The sequence below is a fragment of the Rhizobium sp. NLR22b genome, from assembly GCF_019685295.1.
Classification (GTDB): Bacteria; Pseudomonadota; Alphaproteobacteria; order Rhizobiales; family Rhizobiaceae; genus Rhizobium.
This window is the reverse complement of the sequence record NZ_JABDWM010000018.1, coordinates 17,180-34,715: the sequence shown is the minus strand read 5'-3', so window position 1 is coordinate 34,715 and position 17,536 is coordinate 17,180. Positions and strand designations below refer to the sequence as shown.

The following is a 17,536-nucleotide window of genomic DNA, read 5'->3' as shown; positions in this document are numbered from 1 at the left end:
CTCAGGACTCCATCCGCTTGCCGAGGCGCAGCTGTATGAGGGTGAGAACCAGAAGCACCAGCCCCATGAGAACCGAGGCGGCGGAGGCAAGCCCGAAGAGACGAAGATCGCTGCCGAAGGCCATCTGGTAGATATATTGGACGATGAAGCTGTTGGCCGTGCCCGGGCCGCCGCCATTGGTCAGAACCCAGGCTTCGTCAAAGATCTGCACCGACTTGATCATCAGAAGGATGAATACGACCAGCAGGTTCGGGGCAAGAAGTGGAAGCGTGATCCTGAACAGCGTGCGGCGCGGTGAAGCGGCATCGATGGACGCGGCTTCATAGAGATCTTTCGGGATCGCCTGGAGGCCGGCGAGCAGGATCAACGTGTAAAAGCCCATATGGAACCAGACCGACACGACCACGACAAAAAAGCGCGACCAGCCAACGTCGAGCAGGAAGATCTCGGGCGGAACACCAAGCATCTGAAAGAAGGCGTTCAGCAGGCCGTTGCGATCGAGGAACCACTTCCAGATCAGGCCGATGACGACGGGAGACAGCAGAACCGGATAGAAGAACATCGCTCGGAAGAAGCCACGCGCCAAGATCGCCCGATTGAGGATCAGCGCCGTGATCAACGCCACCAGCAATGTGGCGATGACGTTGAAGGCCACGAACCAAAGCGTGTTCCACACCGCCGTCCAGAACAGCGATTCCTGGCAGGTTCCGGGCTGCAGATAATTGCCGCAGGAAAGCAGGGTGCGGAAGTTGTCGAGACCGACGAACGGCCGGTCGGAGACGAAGAGATTGGTGCCGCCCGTGAAGGCGTAGCCAACGGCGATGGCGATGGGAAGGAAGGTGAAGATGGCGAACAGGATGAGGTTCGGCGCCAGGAACAGCCATGGCATCCGCTTGCGGCCGAACAGACGCTCGATCGCATTCATCGGCGCCTCGACCACCCTCATCGCCGTTTCGCCTGTCTGAGACAGCAACGTACCGGCCGTGAGCTCTGCCATATCAGCGCCTCCCCTGCCCGGACCGTCTGCCAAAGGCCAGGCCGCTTTCGGGATCGAACAGATGAACGCGGGCCGGATCGGCATCGATCATGATCCGGTCGCCGGAAACCGGCGCGAAATGGCCGGCTTCATGGATGATGATCTGATCGTCTTGCCCGGCTAGATTTCCATAGACATAGGTCTCGGTCCCGAGCCCTTCGTGATACTGCACGACGAATGGCAGGCCGCGCTCGCTGGAGCGGGTGAAATGCGCTGGCCGGATACCGGCAACAACCGACCGACCGACCGCAATGCCGGCTGGATCGACACTGCTGACGATTGTGCCGCCGTTGCCGACATCGACGACGACGCCGCTTTCGCCGACGCCCGAGACCTTGCCCTTGATGATGTTCATGCGCGGCGAACCGAGGAAGCCGGCGACGAAGAGATTGCGCGGATGATCGAAGAGCTCCAGCGGTGCGCCGACCTGCTCGATCCGACCGGCGCGTAAAACGACAATCTTGTCGGCCATGGTCATCGCCTCGACCTGATCGTGGGTAACGTAGATCATCGTCGTCTTGATGTCGCGGTGGAGCTTGGTGATCTCGGCCCGGGTCTGGACACGCAGCGCCGCGTCGAGGTTCGACAGTGGCTCGTCGAAGAGGAAGATGTCGGGCTCGCGCACGATCGCCCGGCCGATCGCCACGCGCTGGCGCTGGCCGCCCGAAAGCTGCTTCGGACGTCGGTCGAGATACGGTTCGATCGCCAGCATCCTGGCCGCCTCGGCAATGCGCGCCTCGATTTCGGCACGTTTGAACTTCAAATTTTCCAGGCCGAAAGCAAGATTCTTGCGTACGCTCATATGCGGATAGAGCGCATAGGACTGGAAGACCATCGCGATCTTGCGCTCGGCCGGCGACAGCGCGCTGACGTCGCGTCCACCGATCGCGATTGCGCCCGAAGTCACCTCCTCAAGGCCCGCGATGATGCGCAAAAGGGTTGACTTGCCGCACCCCGACGGACCGACGAAGACGACGAACTCGCCGTCCTTGATGTCGAGTTCGACGTCATGCAGGATTTTGACGGCGCCATACGACTTGTTGACGGTGGAAAGTTTCAGTTCTGCCATGCCCCACTTCCATCAGATGCCGCCGTTTCCATGACGACGTCGATTGCGTTCCAGCCTTGCGGCAGCGGTGCAGGCCTCGTAATCCGCACCTCGTTCATCAATATCCCGGCGACATCGGCCACGTAGACGGCCGGCATTCCGCCGGGATACTCCTGCAGGCCGATCACCCGTCCGTCCGAACCTCGGGTCCAGGCATTGGCACGCCCGCCGCCACCCGTCTTCGGCGCGAGGTCGGCATTCGTCGGGCGCAGATCGTAGGTCCGCCCGGTGCCAAGCTGCCCCGGCTGCTGATCGACGGTGATACGGGCCAGCGACACGTTCCGGATGCCTGACGGCGCCGCCGCAATGATGGTGATCGCGCCTTCCATCCGCCCGGTCACATCCTCGACGATCAGATTTTCGATGGCGCCCGCAGGGCGTTCGGCGATGCGATCGACGACATTGACGGTCAGCGCCTCCCCCGAACCCCAGAAACCATCCGGCGTTTCGCGGCACTCTACCGAAATTCTGGAAAACCTCACATTCGAGATCCGGCCGCCGTCGCGCGAGAATATGCCGAGCGCCCGGCTGGAAGCCGAGACGCTGCAATCCTCGAACAGGACATTGCTGACGTCGCCATGTGTTTCCGTGCCGATCTTCAGCGCGCAGCTCAGGCTCTGAACGGAGCAGCGGCGCACGAGAATGTTCTCGCACCGGCCGATGGCGACGCCTTGAGGACCGATGCTGGTTTTCAGGCAGATGCCGTCGTCGGCGGTCGAGATGTTGCAATCCTCGATGACGGCGCCGCGGCAGGCATCGAGCACGATGCCATCCGTATTGGGAAGGCGGCGGTCGTTCTCGATGGTGACGTCGCGGACGAGGACATCGGTGCAGTCGACGAAATGCAGTGTCCACATCGGCGAGCGGCTGACATGAATGGAACTGATCTCGACGTCGTCGCAGCCTTCGAAGACGACGACGCGGGGGCGGGATTCGGCGGGGATGAAGGTTCCCACAGTCTCATCGTCGCCAATGATGAAGCTCTCGCAGCCGGCTTCGATGCGCCCTTTCCCCGTCAGACTGATCCGCTGCGCATCCTTGGCGACGATCATGCCGCGATCCGATTTCTCGGCGATCACCGAAACCGTCGTCTGCGCGTACGCGGCATAATCGGGAACCGGACGCAGGATCGCCCCGGCGGCAAGATGCAGATCGACGCCGGAGCGCAGCCGGAGCCCCCGGCAGAGGTGGATGCCCGCCAGGAGTTCCAGGCGTCCGCCGCCGGACGCCGAAAGACGGTCGATCTCCGCTTGCAGACCGTCGGTATTGTCACCGTCGAGCGCCTCGATCGCGACGAGGGAGGTGGCGCTCATTGGCGGCGGCCGCCTTCGATCAGGACTTCGGTCAGCAGCAGCATGGTCAGCGCCTGGCCGTAAGGCGTCGGCAGGTTCGGGATGCGCCGGTAGAAATCGAGGTCATGGCCCATCGGGGTGCCATCGGAAACGCCGTGGACGACGCCCTCGTCGTCGATCTGCGCCATCACGGCCTTGAGCGCGCGCTCCGCATGAACCCTGTCGCTCTCGTCGAGAATGCCGGCATCGATGGCGCGCAATATGCCATAGGCGATGCCTGCCGTGGCCGAGGTTTCGAGCGGCGAGGACGGATCATCCAGAAGCGTCGTGAACATGCCGTCCGGCCGCTGATAGACTTTCAGGGAGCGCACTTGGCTGACGAGGACGTTCGAGAGGTAACGCCGATCCTTCTCACTGAGCGTCGGCACGAGATCGAAGAGCTCGGGAATGGCAACAGTGATCCAGGCGTTGCCGCGCGCCCAGAAGGCACTGGCGAAGTTGTGCCGGCCGTTGAAGGTCCAGCCGTGATACCAGAGCCCGGTCACGGGATCGGAGAGATAGCGGGTGTGGATGACGAACTGATAGACGGCCTCGTCGACCCAGTCGTTGCGCTCGCAGAGCACGCCGGCGCGCGCGAGGAAGAGGCAGGCCATGAACAGCGTGTCGTCCCACAATTCGCCGTCGTTGAGGCGTTCCTTGACGACGTGCTGGAAGCCGCCCTCCTCGGTCTTCGGCAATTCCATGATCAGCCAGTCGGCCCAGTCCTCGACGAGGGCGCGGAAATCGGGGCGGTCGACATGCTCGACGAGGATTGCGAGCGGCAGCATCGGCGCCGTGCTGTTGATCTGGCGCGGCGGAAGGCCGCGTTCGATCTGTGCGCTGTACCAGGCGACGAGCTCCTCCAGCGCCTTATGGTCATTGGCGGAAATCGCGCGGCGCAGAAATCCATAAAGGCCAACGCCGACTTCCCAATCCCATTCGTCGAACTGGATGCCGGAGGCGGCATCGTCCGTCACGAGACCTTCCTTGATGCCCCGGAGCCGGCTGAAAGCCGTCGCCACGCGATCGATCGTCGTCAGGAGGGCGGCGTTGTCGACAGATGCTGTGTTCATGCTGAAGAACCTATGTTTTAGCAGTAGAACGGCCCGTCAGCGCCGGCTTGGCAAGCGGCGCTGTCGTGGGTGAGGATCGGGTGCGGCTGATCATGCGTGAACGCCCGGGGCTGACCGGCGATCGAAAAACCCTCCGCATAGGATAGAGCGATCGCCGGACCGCACGGCGGCGTCAGGGAAAGACGCCGAAGGGTCGGATCGAAGGACACCGCCGTCTGGCACAGGCGCTCGATGAAGCCCTTGAAAGCATCGTCATTGCCGGATGCGACGATGGCCGCCCAGCCGCAGAGCGATCCATGCGAGCGCGCCTCCCGGCCGGCCGTCGGCCCGTCGGTGATCAGCTCCAGGCCGTTCGAGGCCCAGAGGGCGGCAAATCCCCTGCCCGACCGGGCGATCAGCCATTTGTCCTCGACGATCAGATCGTCGAGACCGTCGCGGCCGATATAGGCGTGCGTCCAGGCATGCCGCGCATCACCCGTGTCCTCGATCAAAAGGGCGACGTCGCGATGCTGGGCGACACGCGGCAGGATGCCGTTGCCGGCCCAATAGGACGGTCGTTGGTTGCCCCACGGGTCGTCTTCGCCGGGATGGTTGACCCAGAGCCTCGCCATCGGATGGCCGGCGAGCCGGATATCGAGAACGTGCTGCTGATGCCCCTTCCGGCCGGTCTTGTGATCGACGACAGTCGAAAGCTGTGCGGCCTCGTTCTTGAAGAGCACGAGCTTGCCGCTCTCGAGCCCCTGGCTGTAGCGCGCCTCGACGCTTCTTCCGCGCGAAAGCGAAGCAAGCTCGGCGAGATCGGCCGGAGGCTCATAATCGCCGGCGCAGAACATGGTCAGCGCCGCGACGCCGTTGTTGAGCCAGCCCGTGCCGAAGGCGACCTGGGCGAAGGGCGCAAGCTCGGTCAGCGGGCCGGCGCGCAGTTCCTTGTCATAGGCGCGCCCCTGCGACCCCGCCGGAACGCCGGCAAGCGTATGAAGGGCGATCATGCGGAAGATGAGATCGATCTGGCCGCGAGCGCGGCCGGCGATCCCGCTCTCCGCCCAGCGCTCCAGTGCCAGCAGGCCGATGAAATCGATCGGGTAATAGGCGGCCGAGTTCCACTCCGCCAGGCCATGCGCTTCGACGCTGTCGAACCAGCGCCCGAGGCGCTCGGTGGCGAGCGCCGCCTGCTGACGGCCCGTGCGCCCCGAGGCCGAGAACATTTCGTCGGGCAGGAGAAGTCCGGCCAGAAGCTGGCTGGTATGGAAGCAGAGCACATGGTTCTCGCTCCAGAACCACATCGCGTCGTTGCCCGGCTCGTCGACCCAGTAGCGGTAGGAGAGAACGGAATGGCGGATGCGCTCGACCATCGCCTTGGGCATCCGGTCGCCATAGGCGCCAAGCAGCCACAAGAGCGGCACCATGATGAAATCCGAGCAATCCTCACGCTGATCGATGGAGGCGAGCGTCGCATCGACGATGCGGTCGAAGCTTTCCTGGTCGCCGTAGCCGGTTTCCATCATGGCGATCAGGCGGCCGGCGCGGTTGGCGCCGAAGCGGGCGCTGTATTCCAGCGCCTGCCGCTTGCGGGCGGCAAGCGACGCCTCTGCCGGCAATGGCGAGATGCTGCTCATGAAGGCGGCATCGATGACGCGGGTGACCGAGCCCGTCCCGGAGCCGATCGTCATATGGATGCCGTGATAACCGTCGGCAATGGCGCAGACATCGTCGGCCGTCAGCCGGTTCTGGCCGGCGTGCAGGGTCAGCTTCGCATGGGCGAGAACCGGCCGCTCGTGACCATGGCCGACCACCTTGAGCTCCACCGGCAGGTCGCGCTCGGGCGCCGTATCGAAGATGATCTCCAGCGGCTCTTTGACGAAGACGTCGCGGGCCGGGCGCACGCCGCGCGAAAGCGCTTCCAGCTCCCGCACCTCGTCCTGATCCAGCGATACTGGCAGCAGCACGCAGAGCGGCTCCTCGTCCAGCATTTCGAGCTCGAAGAACCAAGTCGTGTCGCGCTCGGCAAGATCTTCGGTATGGACGAGAATCTCGTTGTCGCCTGCCTCGAGCTGCAGCCTTATCTCGGTTGCGCTCTCGATGTTACGCTTGAAAGGTTCGAAGCGCACCGCCTCCTGCCCGTTGACCCATATGCGAACGCCGCCGCAGGTCTTGAGCGCGAGATTGAGCGTGCGGGGCGCCTCCGTCCTGAAGGTGCCCTTCAGCCATTTCCTGACATGCGTCGGCACATGCCAGAAGCTGGTGAATTCGACGCGGCGGTTGGAGCCGGGAAGATTGAGGCTCTCGGTCTGCCAGGATGTGTCGGGCATAAGCTCGCGGCCGACCATGGTGGACCAGAAGGCCTTGCGGCACGGCAGGTCGCCGACATCGACAAAACCGTTGATGAAACGATAGTCGACGCGGTCTTCGGCGGGCGCGGGCTCGCCGGGAAAATAGCGCGCGATGAGGGCGGACACGGCCCACGCTGTTATCGTCTGCCTCTGGCCCACGCCATAGGCTGGCGCCATGTCGTCCGGCTGCTTGATGCTTTCCGTTTTCACAGATCGCCCCCTCCGCAATCCAATGAAAATATTTTCATCAGGTTATTTGGTGCGTGATTTTTGAAAATTGCTCAAGAACGCCGCTATTGCTGCAGGAAATAGCTTGACGAGATGAATGTCAAGTATATGAAATTGACTTATCGATGGCCAAGGCCGCGATTGATGAAAATGTTTTCATGGGAGGATGAAAATGAAAAACTATCTATCAGGGGCTTTCGCACTGGCGTTGACGACTGTTTCCCTCGCTTGGTCCAGCACTGCCATGGCGGAAACCAAGACGATCACCTTCTTATTCACCGACGACGATCAGGCTTACGTCGAGCGGATGGAAGCCCTGAGCAAGGAATTCGAAACGGCGCATCCCGACATCAAGGTCAACTTCGTCTCATCGGGCTATGATGCGGTCGCCAAGCAGTTGCCGGTACAACTTGCCGTCGGCGAGGGTCCCGACATCGCCAAGATCACCGATTGGCAGCTGGCGCCCTATTACCTCGACATGCGCCCGCTGATGAAGGATCCGGATGGCTTCGCCAAGCTGCACGGCGACAGCCTGAACACGCTTCGCTTCCCCGGCGTCAACGATCCGAACTCGATCAACGGCTATGTTGCGTCACAGACCTTCAACCTGCCCTTCGTCAACAAGACGCTCTTCGAGCAGGCCAAGGAACCGCTTCCCCAGCCGACCGCTACACTGAGGGACATTGTCGAAGCCTCCGCGCGCGTCGCCAAGGCCACGGGTGCGCAGATCCCCTTCACGATGGACCGCTCGGGCCATCGCTTCTCGGGCGCTGCCTTCTCCTACGGCTCGAACTACGTCAAGGACGGCAAGTTCTCGTTCCCCGACGATGCTGCCAAGCGCTACATCACCGACCTCTACAACTGGACGAAGGACGGCTCATTCCCCAAGGAAATGTGGGGTGCGGCCGGCGGAACCCAGTACAAGAACATGGGTGACGAGTTCGTCAACGGCAATGTCGTGACCTATCTTGCTGGCAACTGGATGGTCAATCCGTTCCAGAAGAAGATCGCCGACGCTTTCGACTGGACGGCGATCAGCGCGCCGTGCGGCGATGCCGGCTGCTATGCAATGCCGGGCGGCACCGCGATCGTCGGCTTCAAGCGCACCAAATATCCCGAAGCCGTGGCCGCGTTCATCGAGTTCCTCGGCTCTGAAAAGATCCAGCGTGAAATCGCCGAAAATTACGTCATCCTGACCGGCGCCGACATCAAGGATCCGCAATACAAGCTCGAGAGCAAGAACGCCAAGGAAGCCATGGCCGTCTTCCTTGCGGCCCGCGACAGTGCGCCGCAGGCCGCCCGCGACCTGGAACGCCTCAAGGGATCCGGGGCCATTTATCAGCTTATCGTCCAGCGGATGAGCCAGCTGATCGTCGGCGAGCTTTCCCTCGACGACACCTTCAAGGCCATGAGCGCCGACGTCGACAAGATCAACGGAGCGCTTGCCGCCAACAAGTAATCGGCCGCGCCTGTCTCCCACAGATTGCGCGCTGCATCAGCCACGGCCTCGCAGCGGGCCGTGGCTGATCGTTTTTGGCCCCTTTCTCACAGATCCGTTTCCGAGGATCGGCGGCAGCGTTATTTCAACTGCCGTCAACCCGGCTCCTCGCCGCCTTCGCTTCCTTCCAGCTTCTGGAGAAGCGCCTTCATGACCCGATGGGTGATTTCGATGTCGGTGATTTCGAGGCCCTCCGCGAGGCCGCTTGCCCATGGGGCCTGGAGGCGCATAGCGGCGTTGAAGGTCTCGCGGCCCTTCTCCGTCAGCACCACGAGTTGGGCGCGCCGGTGATGCGGATTGGCCGCGAAGGCGACAAGGCCCTCCTTCTCCAGATCGTTGACGATGCGCTGCACATTCTGGCGGTTCGCGCCCATGTCACGCGCGAGCCAAGCGACCGGCTGAGGGCGCGCCGACGCGCCGACCGTGCCGAGAACCTGCCAGCGCGCACTCGTCAGCCCAAGGCCGGCAACCAGCCTGTCGCCCGACGTCAGCATACGGTTGTTCAGCCGGAACAGGTCGAGAATGAGAATGGTCAATGCGGATCCAGCAGCTGTTCGCTCAGGTTTATCCATTTGTCACCATGCAATATATTTGACATCATAATGTCAATATCATATGTCTCGTTTATGTCGAATTGACATCACGCAACCATACAGAATGGAGTGTACCATGTCACGCATTCGCCCGATGGACCCTGCCTTCCCGATCGAGCGCCAGATCGGCATCGATGCGTTCCCGGTCGTACTCGTCAACCTGTTCACGCTCGACAAGGCCGATGAAAAGGCATTCCTCGAAAACTGGCAGGACGACGCAACCTTCATGAAGAAGCAGCCGGGCTTCATCTCCACCCAGCTGCATCGCGCATTGGGCGAGAACCCGACCTATCTCAATTACGCCGTCTGGGAATCGAACGAACATTTCCGCGAGGCCTTCACCCATCCCGAGTTCCGGGCCAAGATTTCGGCCTATCCCTCCTCGGCGATCGCCTCGCCTGCACCTCTTTCAGAAGGTTGCGGTGCCAGGCATCTGCGTGGCTTAGCCGAAAGAGTCAGGAATTCGGGCCCGTGAAGGAAAGTAGACGCGGCTCCCGCCGGCTTGCCGGCGGGAGCGGTTGGATGTTTGCATCAGCAGGACATCAGGACGCCAATGCGCAGTATCGCTGCTCCGACCCCCTGCCGCTGCCGGTCTTGAAGCGGCGCAGCAGTTCGGCGAGGCTTTCGGTTTCCTGGGTCAGGCTCTGGGCGGCGGCCGTGGTCTGTTCGACCATCGCGGCGTTCTGCTGTGTCACCTTGTCCATCTGGTCGCCGGCGGCCGAGACTTCGCGCAGACTCGTCGCCTGCTCGCGGGCGGCAACCGCGATTTCAGCAACGGTCTCATTCATCGAAGAGACCTGCTCGACGATCTGCTCCAAGGAGACGCCGGATTCGCCGACCAGCTCGACACCCGTCTTGACCTGCGCCGAGGAGGTGGAGATCAGTTCCTTGATCTCCCTTGCCGCATTGGCCGAGCGCTGGGCAAGCTCGCGGACTTCCTGGGCGACGACGGCAAAGCCCTTGCCGGCTTCACCGGCTCGAGCCGCTTCGACACCGGCATTCAGTGCAAGCAGGTTGGTCTGGAAGGCGATCTCATCGATGACGCTGATGATGTTGCCGATCTTCGACGACGAATTCTGGATTTCCGTCATTGCGGCGATGGCGCGGGAGACGATCTCGCCGCCCTTTTCCGCATTGGTGCGGGCCGTCGCCACGACAGCCTGGGCGCGGCTTGCACCCTCGGCCGTCCCGTTGACGCCCCGCGTCACGTCGCCAAGCGCCGCGACGGTTTCTTCCAGCGACGCAGCCTGCTGCTCGGTGCGGCGGGCAAGATCGTTCGAGGCGGTGGAGATTTCCGCAAGGCCGGAGCGGATCGTCGTAACCGCGCTGATGACGGAATCGACCGCCTCCTCGAGGCTTGCGACCGAATTGTTGAAGTGATCGCGGATTCTGACGTAGCGGGCGTCCACTTCGCCGACGCGGACGGAGAGGTCGCCTTTCGAGAGCGCGTCGAGACCAAGCGAAATCTGTCGGAAGGCATGTTCCATCACCTGCGCGTCGGAAAGCCGCTCGGCCTCCTGGCGCAGCCGCTCTTCTTCGGCCGCCAGGCGGGCGCGCTCGGCATTGGCCTCGGCGATCAGCTTGGCGCGACCCGTTTCCTGGAACACCTTCAGCGAACGCGCCATGGCGCCCAGTTCATGGCGGTGCTCGACGCCTGTGATGACGATAACGTCGTCGCCGCGGGCGAGCTGTTCCATGGATTGCGCCATGCCCCGGACAGCCGAGGAAATCAGCCGGCCGACGAAATAGGAGAGCACGAGGCCGATGACGATCAGCAGGCCGCTGATGACGAGCGTCGTGCTGGTCGCCGAGGCAACCGTTGCTTCGACCGAGCCATCAAGGTTCTTCTGCGCGCCGGTCACCGTCGCCTGCAGATCCTTGAATTCGCCTGCGATCTTCGGCGCCAAAACGTTGAGCTGCGTCTGGCGGATATTGCCGGAGGCCTGCAGCACCTCCTTCATGTCGCCGAGGCGCGCGGTGTAATTCTGCATGAGCTGGCCGGCGCCCATCAGGCGCTTCTTCTGCAGCTCGTTCTTGGCAGCCTTGGCAGCGGCGTCGTTCAACGCCACTGCCTGGGCAAGTGCTGCCTGCGCCGTGTCATAGGCGGCGAAGTCATCGGAGTGAACGAAGCGCTCGGAGAAATAGAGACTGCGGTTCAGGGCCTCCAGCGTTTCCGCTGTCATGTGCAGCAGGGCAACGTCGGTCTGGCGCCAGGCGCTGCGCATGACGTCGTTGAGCGCGATGCTGGTCCAGGGGCCGAATTCGGTGACCTTGGAGATCAGCAGGTCGCGCCGGGCCTGAAGGGTGACAATCTGTTCGAAGGCCTTTTCGTAGGCAGCGATATCCTGGCGGATCATCGCAAGGCCGGACTGCAGCTCCTTGTTGCCGGCAAAACGCGGGTCATCCGCCTCGAAGGCCTTCACGCCGGCGCGGAAACCATCGACGACGGCCTGCGTCGGCGTCGAGCGGAAGGCTTCGGCCGACAACTGGATCTCGTGCAGCTGGTCGCTGTAATCCGAGATGGCGAGGCTCTGGCCTGCCGTGGCGCGATAGGAGGCGAAGATGGCGGCAAGCCCGTTCATGCCGGAGATCGCGCTGACCGTGAGCAGGCTCATCAGCAGGATCAAAGGCACGAAGCCCGCCGTGATCTGCGCGCGAATGCCGAATTTATTCCAGAAATGCAACATTATAGGCCTCTTATGCTCACTGGCTCTTCGGCAGGTATTTGGAAAGGTTCTCAGACGTCACGAGTTCGAAGGGAACGTTGTTTTCACGCGACACCTTCTCCTTGTTGACGAGCTTCACGGCAGCGTCGACTGCGGCCGCGCCCTGCCCGACGGCGCTCTGGAGAATGGTGACGTCGAGATCGCCGGCCACCATTGCGGCAAGCGCATCGTCGGTCGCGTCGACGCCGGCGACGACGACATCTTTCATCGGCATGCCGGCCTTCTTCATGGCGCGGATCGCGCCGAGCGCCATCTCGTCATTGTTGGCGATAACGGCGTCGAACTTGACGCCGGCCGCAAGCCACTCCTGCATCTGCTGGTCGGCATAATCGCGCGACCAGTAGGCGGCCTGCCGCTCGACGATCTCCAGGCCCTTGCATTCCGGCGTGGCGATGACATCCGATATATCCTGGGTGCGGGCGCGGGCGGCCGCGTGGAAAGGCTCGCCCATCAATACGACGACGCGGCCCTTACCCTTGAGCAGCGCGCAAACCTGCTTCGTCTCCAGCGTCCCCGATTCCTTTTCGTTGGAGGCGACCACGACCTGATTTTCAGGAAGATCGAGCAGGTTGGAAGGAACGTTGTTGATGTAAACAAGCGGAATGCCCGCATCCGCCGCCATCTTGGTCATCTGCGGCCCGAGATCGCCATCCGAAACCGCCAGGATGATGGCGTCGACCTTGTCGGCGATGAGCTTCTGGACCTGCTTCTTCTGCAGCTCGTTGTCGCCCTTGGCGTTCTCGGTAACCAGCTTGAGGCCGGAGACCATCTGCCCGTGCGTGACGACGCCATTGAGAAGCGCTGTCCTGAATTTGTCGAGATCGGACATCGAAACGCCGATCGTCTGAGCATTGGCAACAGAGACCGACATCGCCAAGGCGATGGATACAAGCGTGGCCGTTTTCATAAATTCCCCTGCGCAATTCGGATAGAAGCGCGTTATTTCAAATTTTGGTTAAATTTTACTTTTCGCGCCGGAGCTGGAAGTATCGGCGGGGGACTTGATGCCGTGGCGGCAGCCCCTTCTTCGGCTCCGGTCACGTGGACTTGAGAGGCGCTGCGGCAAATTCGGAACTGATGCCTCAAGTCTTTGTTTCATTGACGTTATCTTCCGCCGAATCCGGAGCCGACGCTGATGCCCTTGTAGATTACTCTCTGCAGCACGATGGCGAGGATTACCCCAGGCACCATGGAGATGGTGGCGCCCGCCATAATGTAGTTCCAGGCGGTGCCCTGCTGCGTCTGGAACAAGGTGAGCCCGAGCGGCAACGTGGCCTTTTCGAGCCCACTGGTGGCGATCAGCGGCCAGAGGAAACTCTTCCACTGCGCGATGAAGGTAAAGAGCGACAGCAGGCCGATCGCCGGCATGGCGAGCGGAACGATGACCCTGACCAGGATGCGCAGGCGCGAAGCCCCGTCCATCATCGCCGCCTCATCGAGGTCCTTGGGAATGCCGAGAATGAACTGCCGCAGCAAGAAGGTGCCGAAAGAGGAGAATGCGACCGGCAGGATCATGCCGTGATAGGTGTTGATCCAGCCGAGCTTGCTGACCAGAAGGAAGAGCGGGATGACCAGCATCACCTGCGGGATCATCAGCGTGCTGAGATAGGTGAGCAGCAGCCCTTCACGGCCGGGGAACCTCAGGCGGGCGAAAGCGTAGGCCGACAGGCAGGAGACCACGATGACGATCACGGTCACGCCGCAGGCAACGACGAAGGAGTTCAGCAGGAAGGTGCCGAAGGGCAACGACACCAGCGCCTCGATGAAATTACCCCACTGATATTCCTCGGGCAGGATACGGACCGGCACGGCCAGCACTTCGGTGTTGGAACGCACTGCATTCGACACCATCCAGAAGAAGGGAAAGAGAAAGAGCAGCGCGATCAGCGACAGTCCTGCGTAGCTGACGAAGCTGCCGATCCGCCGCAGGATGCGATGCCGGTTCCGGGACTGGGAATGCGGATACCGCGAGGCCGGGTCAGTCGTCATAATGCACCCATTTGCGCTGCATGTGGAACTGCAGGATGGTGAGCGCCATGATCATGACGAACATCACCCAGGCGAGCGCCGAGGCGTAACCCATCTGGAAATTGGTGAAGCCCTTCTGGTAGATGGCGAAGCCGAGGGTGGCCGTCGCCGAGCCCGGGCCGCCACGCGTCATCGCAAAGATCTCGTCAAAGACCTGCAGCGAGGTGATGGCCGTCATGACCGTGGCGAAGAAGACCGTCGGCGAGATCAGCGGCAGGCGGATGCGCCAGAAGCGCCGCCAGGGACCGGCGCCGTCGATCATCGCCGCTTCGAGATAATGCTTCGGCACCAGGTCGAGCGCGGCGTTGAACATCACGACGTTGTAGCCGACATTGGCCCATAGCGTGACGAGCACGACCGCCTGCATGGCCCAGCTCGAACTCAGCAGGAAGTTCGGCAGGCCGAGGCCGAGCGAACGGATGACGCTGTCGGCGAGCCCGTCCGGCGTGAAGATCAGCAGCCACACCACAGAGGCTGCGATCGTCGGAGTAAAGGTCGGCAGAAAGAAGATCACCCGAAAGATCGCCTTGCCGCGCTTCAGGCTCGATATCCAGACCGCGAGCGTCAGCGAAACGATGATATTCACAGCCAGATACTCGACGGCGAAGAACAGCGTATTGCGCAATATGGTGTAGAGGGCTGGATCGACGGTGAAGAGCTTGATGTAATTCTGCAAGCCGACGAAGGATGGCGTCGAGATCAGCTGCCAGTTGGTGAAGGAGAGCGCCAGCGACGCGGCGATCGGCAGGGCCATGAAGATCATGAAGCCGAGGAAACTCGGCAGCAGGAACAGCATGGCCGTCTGCGTCTCGGGTTTCAAGAAGTGCCTGGGATGACCGGGCTGCAGGGCAATTTCGGCAACGGCGCTTTCCGACATCTCTTCCTCCATGCGCGGCAGCTCCCGCCGCCGCGCTCTAGCACGGCACGCTCTATTGCTGCGCGAGGCTCTGGATGGACTCCATCGTCTGCTTGGCGTCGGCGCTACCGCCGAAGGCGGGCGGGAAATACTGGTTGAAGAGATTTTCCACGGCCGCCCAGTTGTTCGTGATCGCATAGGGCACCGAATGCGCCAGCGAATAATCGAGCGCCTCGCCGCCATTGGTGATGTCCTTGGCCGCCACCTTGTACCAGGAGGATTGCGAGGCCGTACGCGCCGGCAGCGCCCGGCCCTGTTCGGCGAGGTACTGCAGCGCCTCAGGGCTGGTCAGCACCTGGATCGCCTTCCAGGCCGCGTCCTTGTTCTTGCTCGTCCTGGCAATGCCAAAACCGGAGCCCGCAGTGACGGCCGTAAGCTCTCCGTCTGCGCGCGGCAGGGTGGTGGAACCAACCTTGAACTTGACCTTGTCCTTCATGCCGATGATTGACCACGGACCGTCGATATACATGGCGACATTGCCAGAATAGAAGCGGCCCTGGATGACCGTGCCCGCATCGGCACTCGACGGCACCAGCGGCGCGACCTTGTCCTTGGCGGCAAAGCCGATCACCCTCTCGGCAGCGGCAATGGCGCTCCGATTGGTGAGGTCGAGCTCACCGGCATCGTTGACGTATCTATCGCCCCAGGCCGAGGCCAGGACCGAATAGTTCTGCGGGGTGATGCCGAAGCCGTACTTTCCGTCTTTCGTCAGCTTCTTGGCGGTATCGGTAAATTCGGCGAGCGTCCAGCCCGGTTTCGGCAGCGGAATGCCGGCGGCTTCGAGCGCGTCCTGGTTATAGTAGATGACCCACGGACCGACGTCATAGGGCAGGCCGTAGAGCTGCTTGTCGACAGACATGCCGCCGATGATCGAGGGCGTGAAGGCGCCGACGTCGAACTTGGCTGCCGCGATCCGGTCGTTCAGCGGCTCGAGCAGCGAATAGAAATTCGGCATGCGCAGCGACTGCATCGAAACGATGTCGGCAAGCTGGCCCGACGCCGCCAGCACCGGCAGCCGCGTCCAGTAATCGACCCAGCCCGTCGTCGTCAGCGTCACCTTGATATCGGGATATTTGGCGTTCACCATGTCGGCCAGGTGCTGCCAGCCTTTGGTATCGGCATCGGAGCCGGTCCACATCTGCCAGGTCAGGTTGATCTGCTCGGCCGAGGCGGCTGTGGCAAAGAGGCTGCCGCTAATTGCGGCAAGCATAAGCGTCTTCTGCAGAACCTTCATGGGTTTCTCCTCCCTCCATGACGCAATGAACACGCAAGTGCGATCGACTACGCCTTGAGGACGATCTCGATCACCGGGACGGTAACGTCGGGTCGCCGCACCGGCAGTTCGAGCGTGATCATGCCTTCCGGCACCATCACGCCGATATTGGAATCCACATCCCTGGTGTGGCTGAGCCAGCGCACCTCGCTGGCGTCGTGCAGGAATTGCGCATATGCGATCCTGTCGGCGAGACCTTCGATATGGATGTGGCGGTAAGGCCAGTTGTAGACATGCAGGTAGAGGCGGTTGCCGCGCTGGGTGTAGCGGCAGCCGGCCGGCACCGGAAATTGGGCCGGACCGGCTCCGTAGATGGATCGGGCATTGACCGACATCCAGTTCTGGTAGACTTCGAGCGCGTCGATGGCGCGCGCATCGAACGTGCCGCGGCCGGTCGGGCCGACATTCATCAGCAGGTTGCCGCCGAGCGCGACGGAATCGATGAGCAGCTGGATGATCTGTTCCGGGCTCTTCCAGCTGTCCTCGTCGCGATGATAGCCCCAGGAACCGCTGAAGGTGTGGCAGGCTTCCCAGAGCACGCCCTGGCTCGCAAGAGCCGGCGCCACGCGCGGCGTATATTGCTCCGGCGTCGTGATGTCGGGCAGCTTGCCCGGCGGCAGATCGAGGCGGTTGTTGACGATAATTTCGGGTTGCAGCTCGCGCACCAGCTCCAGCAGCCGTTCGCTCTCCCAGTCTGCGCGCCCCTTGCCGGGCAGGCCGCGATATTCACGGCGGGGATAGCTGAAATCGAACCAGATGATGTCGATGCGGCCGAAGCCGGTCAGAAGCTCGCGCACCTGTTCGCGCATATAGGCGGCGTAATTGACGATGTTGCGGCCGGCATTCAGCGCCTCGACTTCCGGATGATTGCGCAAGGGGTGGTGGACGTCGATCGGGAAATCGGGATGGTGCCAGTCGAGCAGCGAATAATAGAAGCCGATCTTCAGTCCCTCGGCGCGGAAGGCCTCGACCAGCGGCGTCAGCAGGTCCCTGCCGCAAGGCGTGTTCGGCGCCTTGTAGTCGGTCACCTTGCTGTCCCAGAGGCAGAAGCCCTCATGATGCTTGGTCGTAACCACGACATATTTCATGCCGGCAAGACGCGCGCGGCGCGCCCATTCCTTCGGATCGTAAAGATCGGGATCGAAATTATCGAAATAGCGCTGGTAATGGTGGTCAGTCAGCTCTTCTCGGTTCTTCAGCCACTCATGCCGCGCTCCGAGGGCATAGAGACCCCAATGGATGAACATGCCAAGACGATCATGGCTGAACCAGGCGTGCTTACCCGCTCCCGACACCGAATTTTCAGGCTGGCGCTCCGAACTCGTCACAGGTTTTCTCCTCCCTGTTTTCCGGCCCCACCTCATGTCGAACCGGTTCGGTGACTGAACATCGTCCT

General features: G+C 62.1%; 13 protein-coding genes and 1 pseudogene. 2 read left to right on the top strand and 12 right to left on the bottom strand.

Annotated features, from left to right (window positions below; all coding sequences use genetic code 11):
- Nucleotide 1: 1 nt before the first annotated feature.
- Genes HJC00_RS25465 through HJC00_RS25445 form a run of 5 tightly spaced genes read right to left on the bottom strand, consistent with a single transcriptional unit; the run spans nucleotide 2 to nucleotide 7,088 of the window.
- Nucleotides 2-997, bottom strand: a complete 996-nt coding sequence (locus tag HJC00_RS25465) for a carbohydrate ABC transporter permease (RefSeq protein ID WP_210631816.1) — start codon at nucleotides 995-997, stop codon at nucleotides 2-4.
- A 1-nt stretch (nucleotide 998) separates the two neighbouring features.
- A complete protein-coding gene (locus tag HJC00_RS25460; protein ID WP_221147376.1) occupies nucleotides 999-2,105 on the bottom strand; it encodes an ABC transporter ATP-binding protein in 1,107 nt (368 codons plus the stop codon).
- Entirely contained in the window at nucleotides 2,093-3,457 is a 1,365-nt protein-coding gene (locus HJC00_RS25455; protein WP_221164769.1) for a glycoside hydrolase family 28 protein, read from the bottom strand. The genes HJC00_RS25460 and HJC00_RS25455 overlap by 13 nt, the downstream gene beginning before the upstream one ends.
- A complete protein-coding gene (locus tag HJC00_RS25450) occupies nucleotides 3,454-4,548 on the bottom strand; it encodes a glycoside hydrolase family 105 protein (RefSeq protein ID WP_221158215.1) in 1,095 nt (364 codons plus the stop codon). The genes HJC00_RS25455 and HJC00_RS25450 overlap by 4 nt, the downstream gene beginning before the upstream one ends.
- Nucleotides 4,549-4,565: 17 nt before the next feature.
- Nucleotides 4,566-7,088 (bottom strand): hypothetical protein, encoded by a 2,523-nt coding sequence (locus HJC00_RS25445; RefSeq protein WP_221164768.1) that lies wholly within the window; start codon nucleotides 7,086-7,088, stop codon nucleotides 4,566-4,568.
- A gap of 190 nt (nucleotides 7,089-7,278) precedes the next feature.
- Here HJC00_RS25445 and HJC00_RS25440 point away from each other — a divergent pair, with 190 nt between their 5' ends.
- Complete coding sequence (locus HJC00_RS25440) at nucleotides 7,279-8,565, top strand: ABC transporter substrate-binding protein (RefSeq protein ID WP_210631811.1); 1,287 nt, start codon at nucleotides 7,279-7,281, stop codon at nucleotides 8,563-8,565.
- 134 nt (nucleotides 8,566-8,699) lie between these two features.
- Here the strand turns inward: HJC00_RS25440 and HJC00_RS25435 are convergent, their stop codons facing one another.
- Entirely contained in the window at nucleotides 8,700-9,176 is a 477-nt protein-coding gene (locus HJC00_RS25435) for a MarR family winged helix-turn-helix transcriptional regulator (protein WP_221147372.1), read from the bottom strand.
- Between the two features lie 97 nt (nucleotides 9,177-9,273).
- Here HJC00_RS25435 and HJC00_RS25430 point away from each other — a divergent pair.
- Nucleotides 9,274-9,643 (top strand): annotated as a pseudogene (locus tag HJC00_RS25430) (antibiotic biosynthesis monooxygenase family protein).
- Nucleotides 9,644-9,739: 96 nt separating this feature from the next.
- Here HJC00_RS25430 and HJC00_RS25425 read toward each other — a convergent pair.
- The 6 genes from HJC00_RS25425 to HJC00_RS25400 all read right to left on the bottom strand — a co-directional run bounded on the left by HJC00_RS25425 (nucleotide 9,740) and on the right by HJC00_RS25400 (nucleotide 17,468).
- Nucleotides 9,740-11,884, bottom strand: coding sequence for a methyl-accepting chemotaxis protein (locus HJC00_RS25425; protein WP_221164767.1), 2,145 nt, complete (start codon nucleotides 11,882-11,884; stop codon nucleotides 9,740-9,742).
- 16 nt (nucleotides 11,885-11,900) lie between these two features.
- Nucleotides 11,901-12,830 (bottom strand): substrate-binding domain-containing protein, encoded by a 930-nt coding sequence (locus HJC00_RS25420; protein ID WP_210631807.1) that lies wholly within the window; start codon nucleotides 12,828-12,830, stop codon nucleotides 11,901-11,903.
- 197 nt (nucleotides 12,831-13,027) lie between these two features.
- Nucleotides 13,028-13,912, bottom strand: a complete 885-nt coding sequence (locus HJC00_RS25415) for a carbohydrate ABC transporter permease (RefSeq protein WP_210631806.1) — start codon at nucleotides 13,910-13,912, stop codon at nucleotides 13,028-13,030.
- A complete protein-coding gene (locus tag HJC00_RS25410; protein ID WP_221147370.1) occupies nucleotides 13,902-14,828 on the bottom strand; it encodes a carbohydrate ABC transporter permease in 927 nt (308 codons plus the stop codon). The genes HJC00_RS25415 and HJC00_RS25410 overlap by 11 nt, the downstream gene beginning before the upstream one ends.
- 52 nt (nucleotides 14,829-14,880) lie before the next feature.
- Nucleotides 14,881-16,101, bottom strand: coding sequence for a sugar ABC transporter substrate-binding protein (locus tag HJC00_RS25405; protein ID WP_221164766.1), 1,221 nt, complete (start codon nucleotides 16,099-16,101; stop codon nucleotides 14,881-14,883).
- A gap of 47 nt (nucleotides 16,102-16,148) precedes the next feature.
- Nucleotides 16,149-17,468 carry an alpha-L-fucosidase gene (locus HJC00_RS25400; RefSeq protein WP_221164765.1) on the bottom strand — a complete coding sequence of 440 codons (1,320 nt, stop codon included), beginning with the start codon at nucleotides 17,466-17,468 and terminating at the stop codon, nucleotides 16,149-16,151.
- Nucleotides 17,469-17,536: the final 68 nt, after the last annotated feature.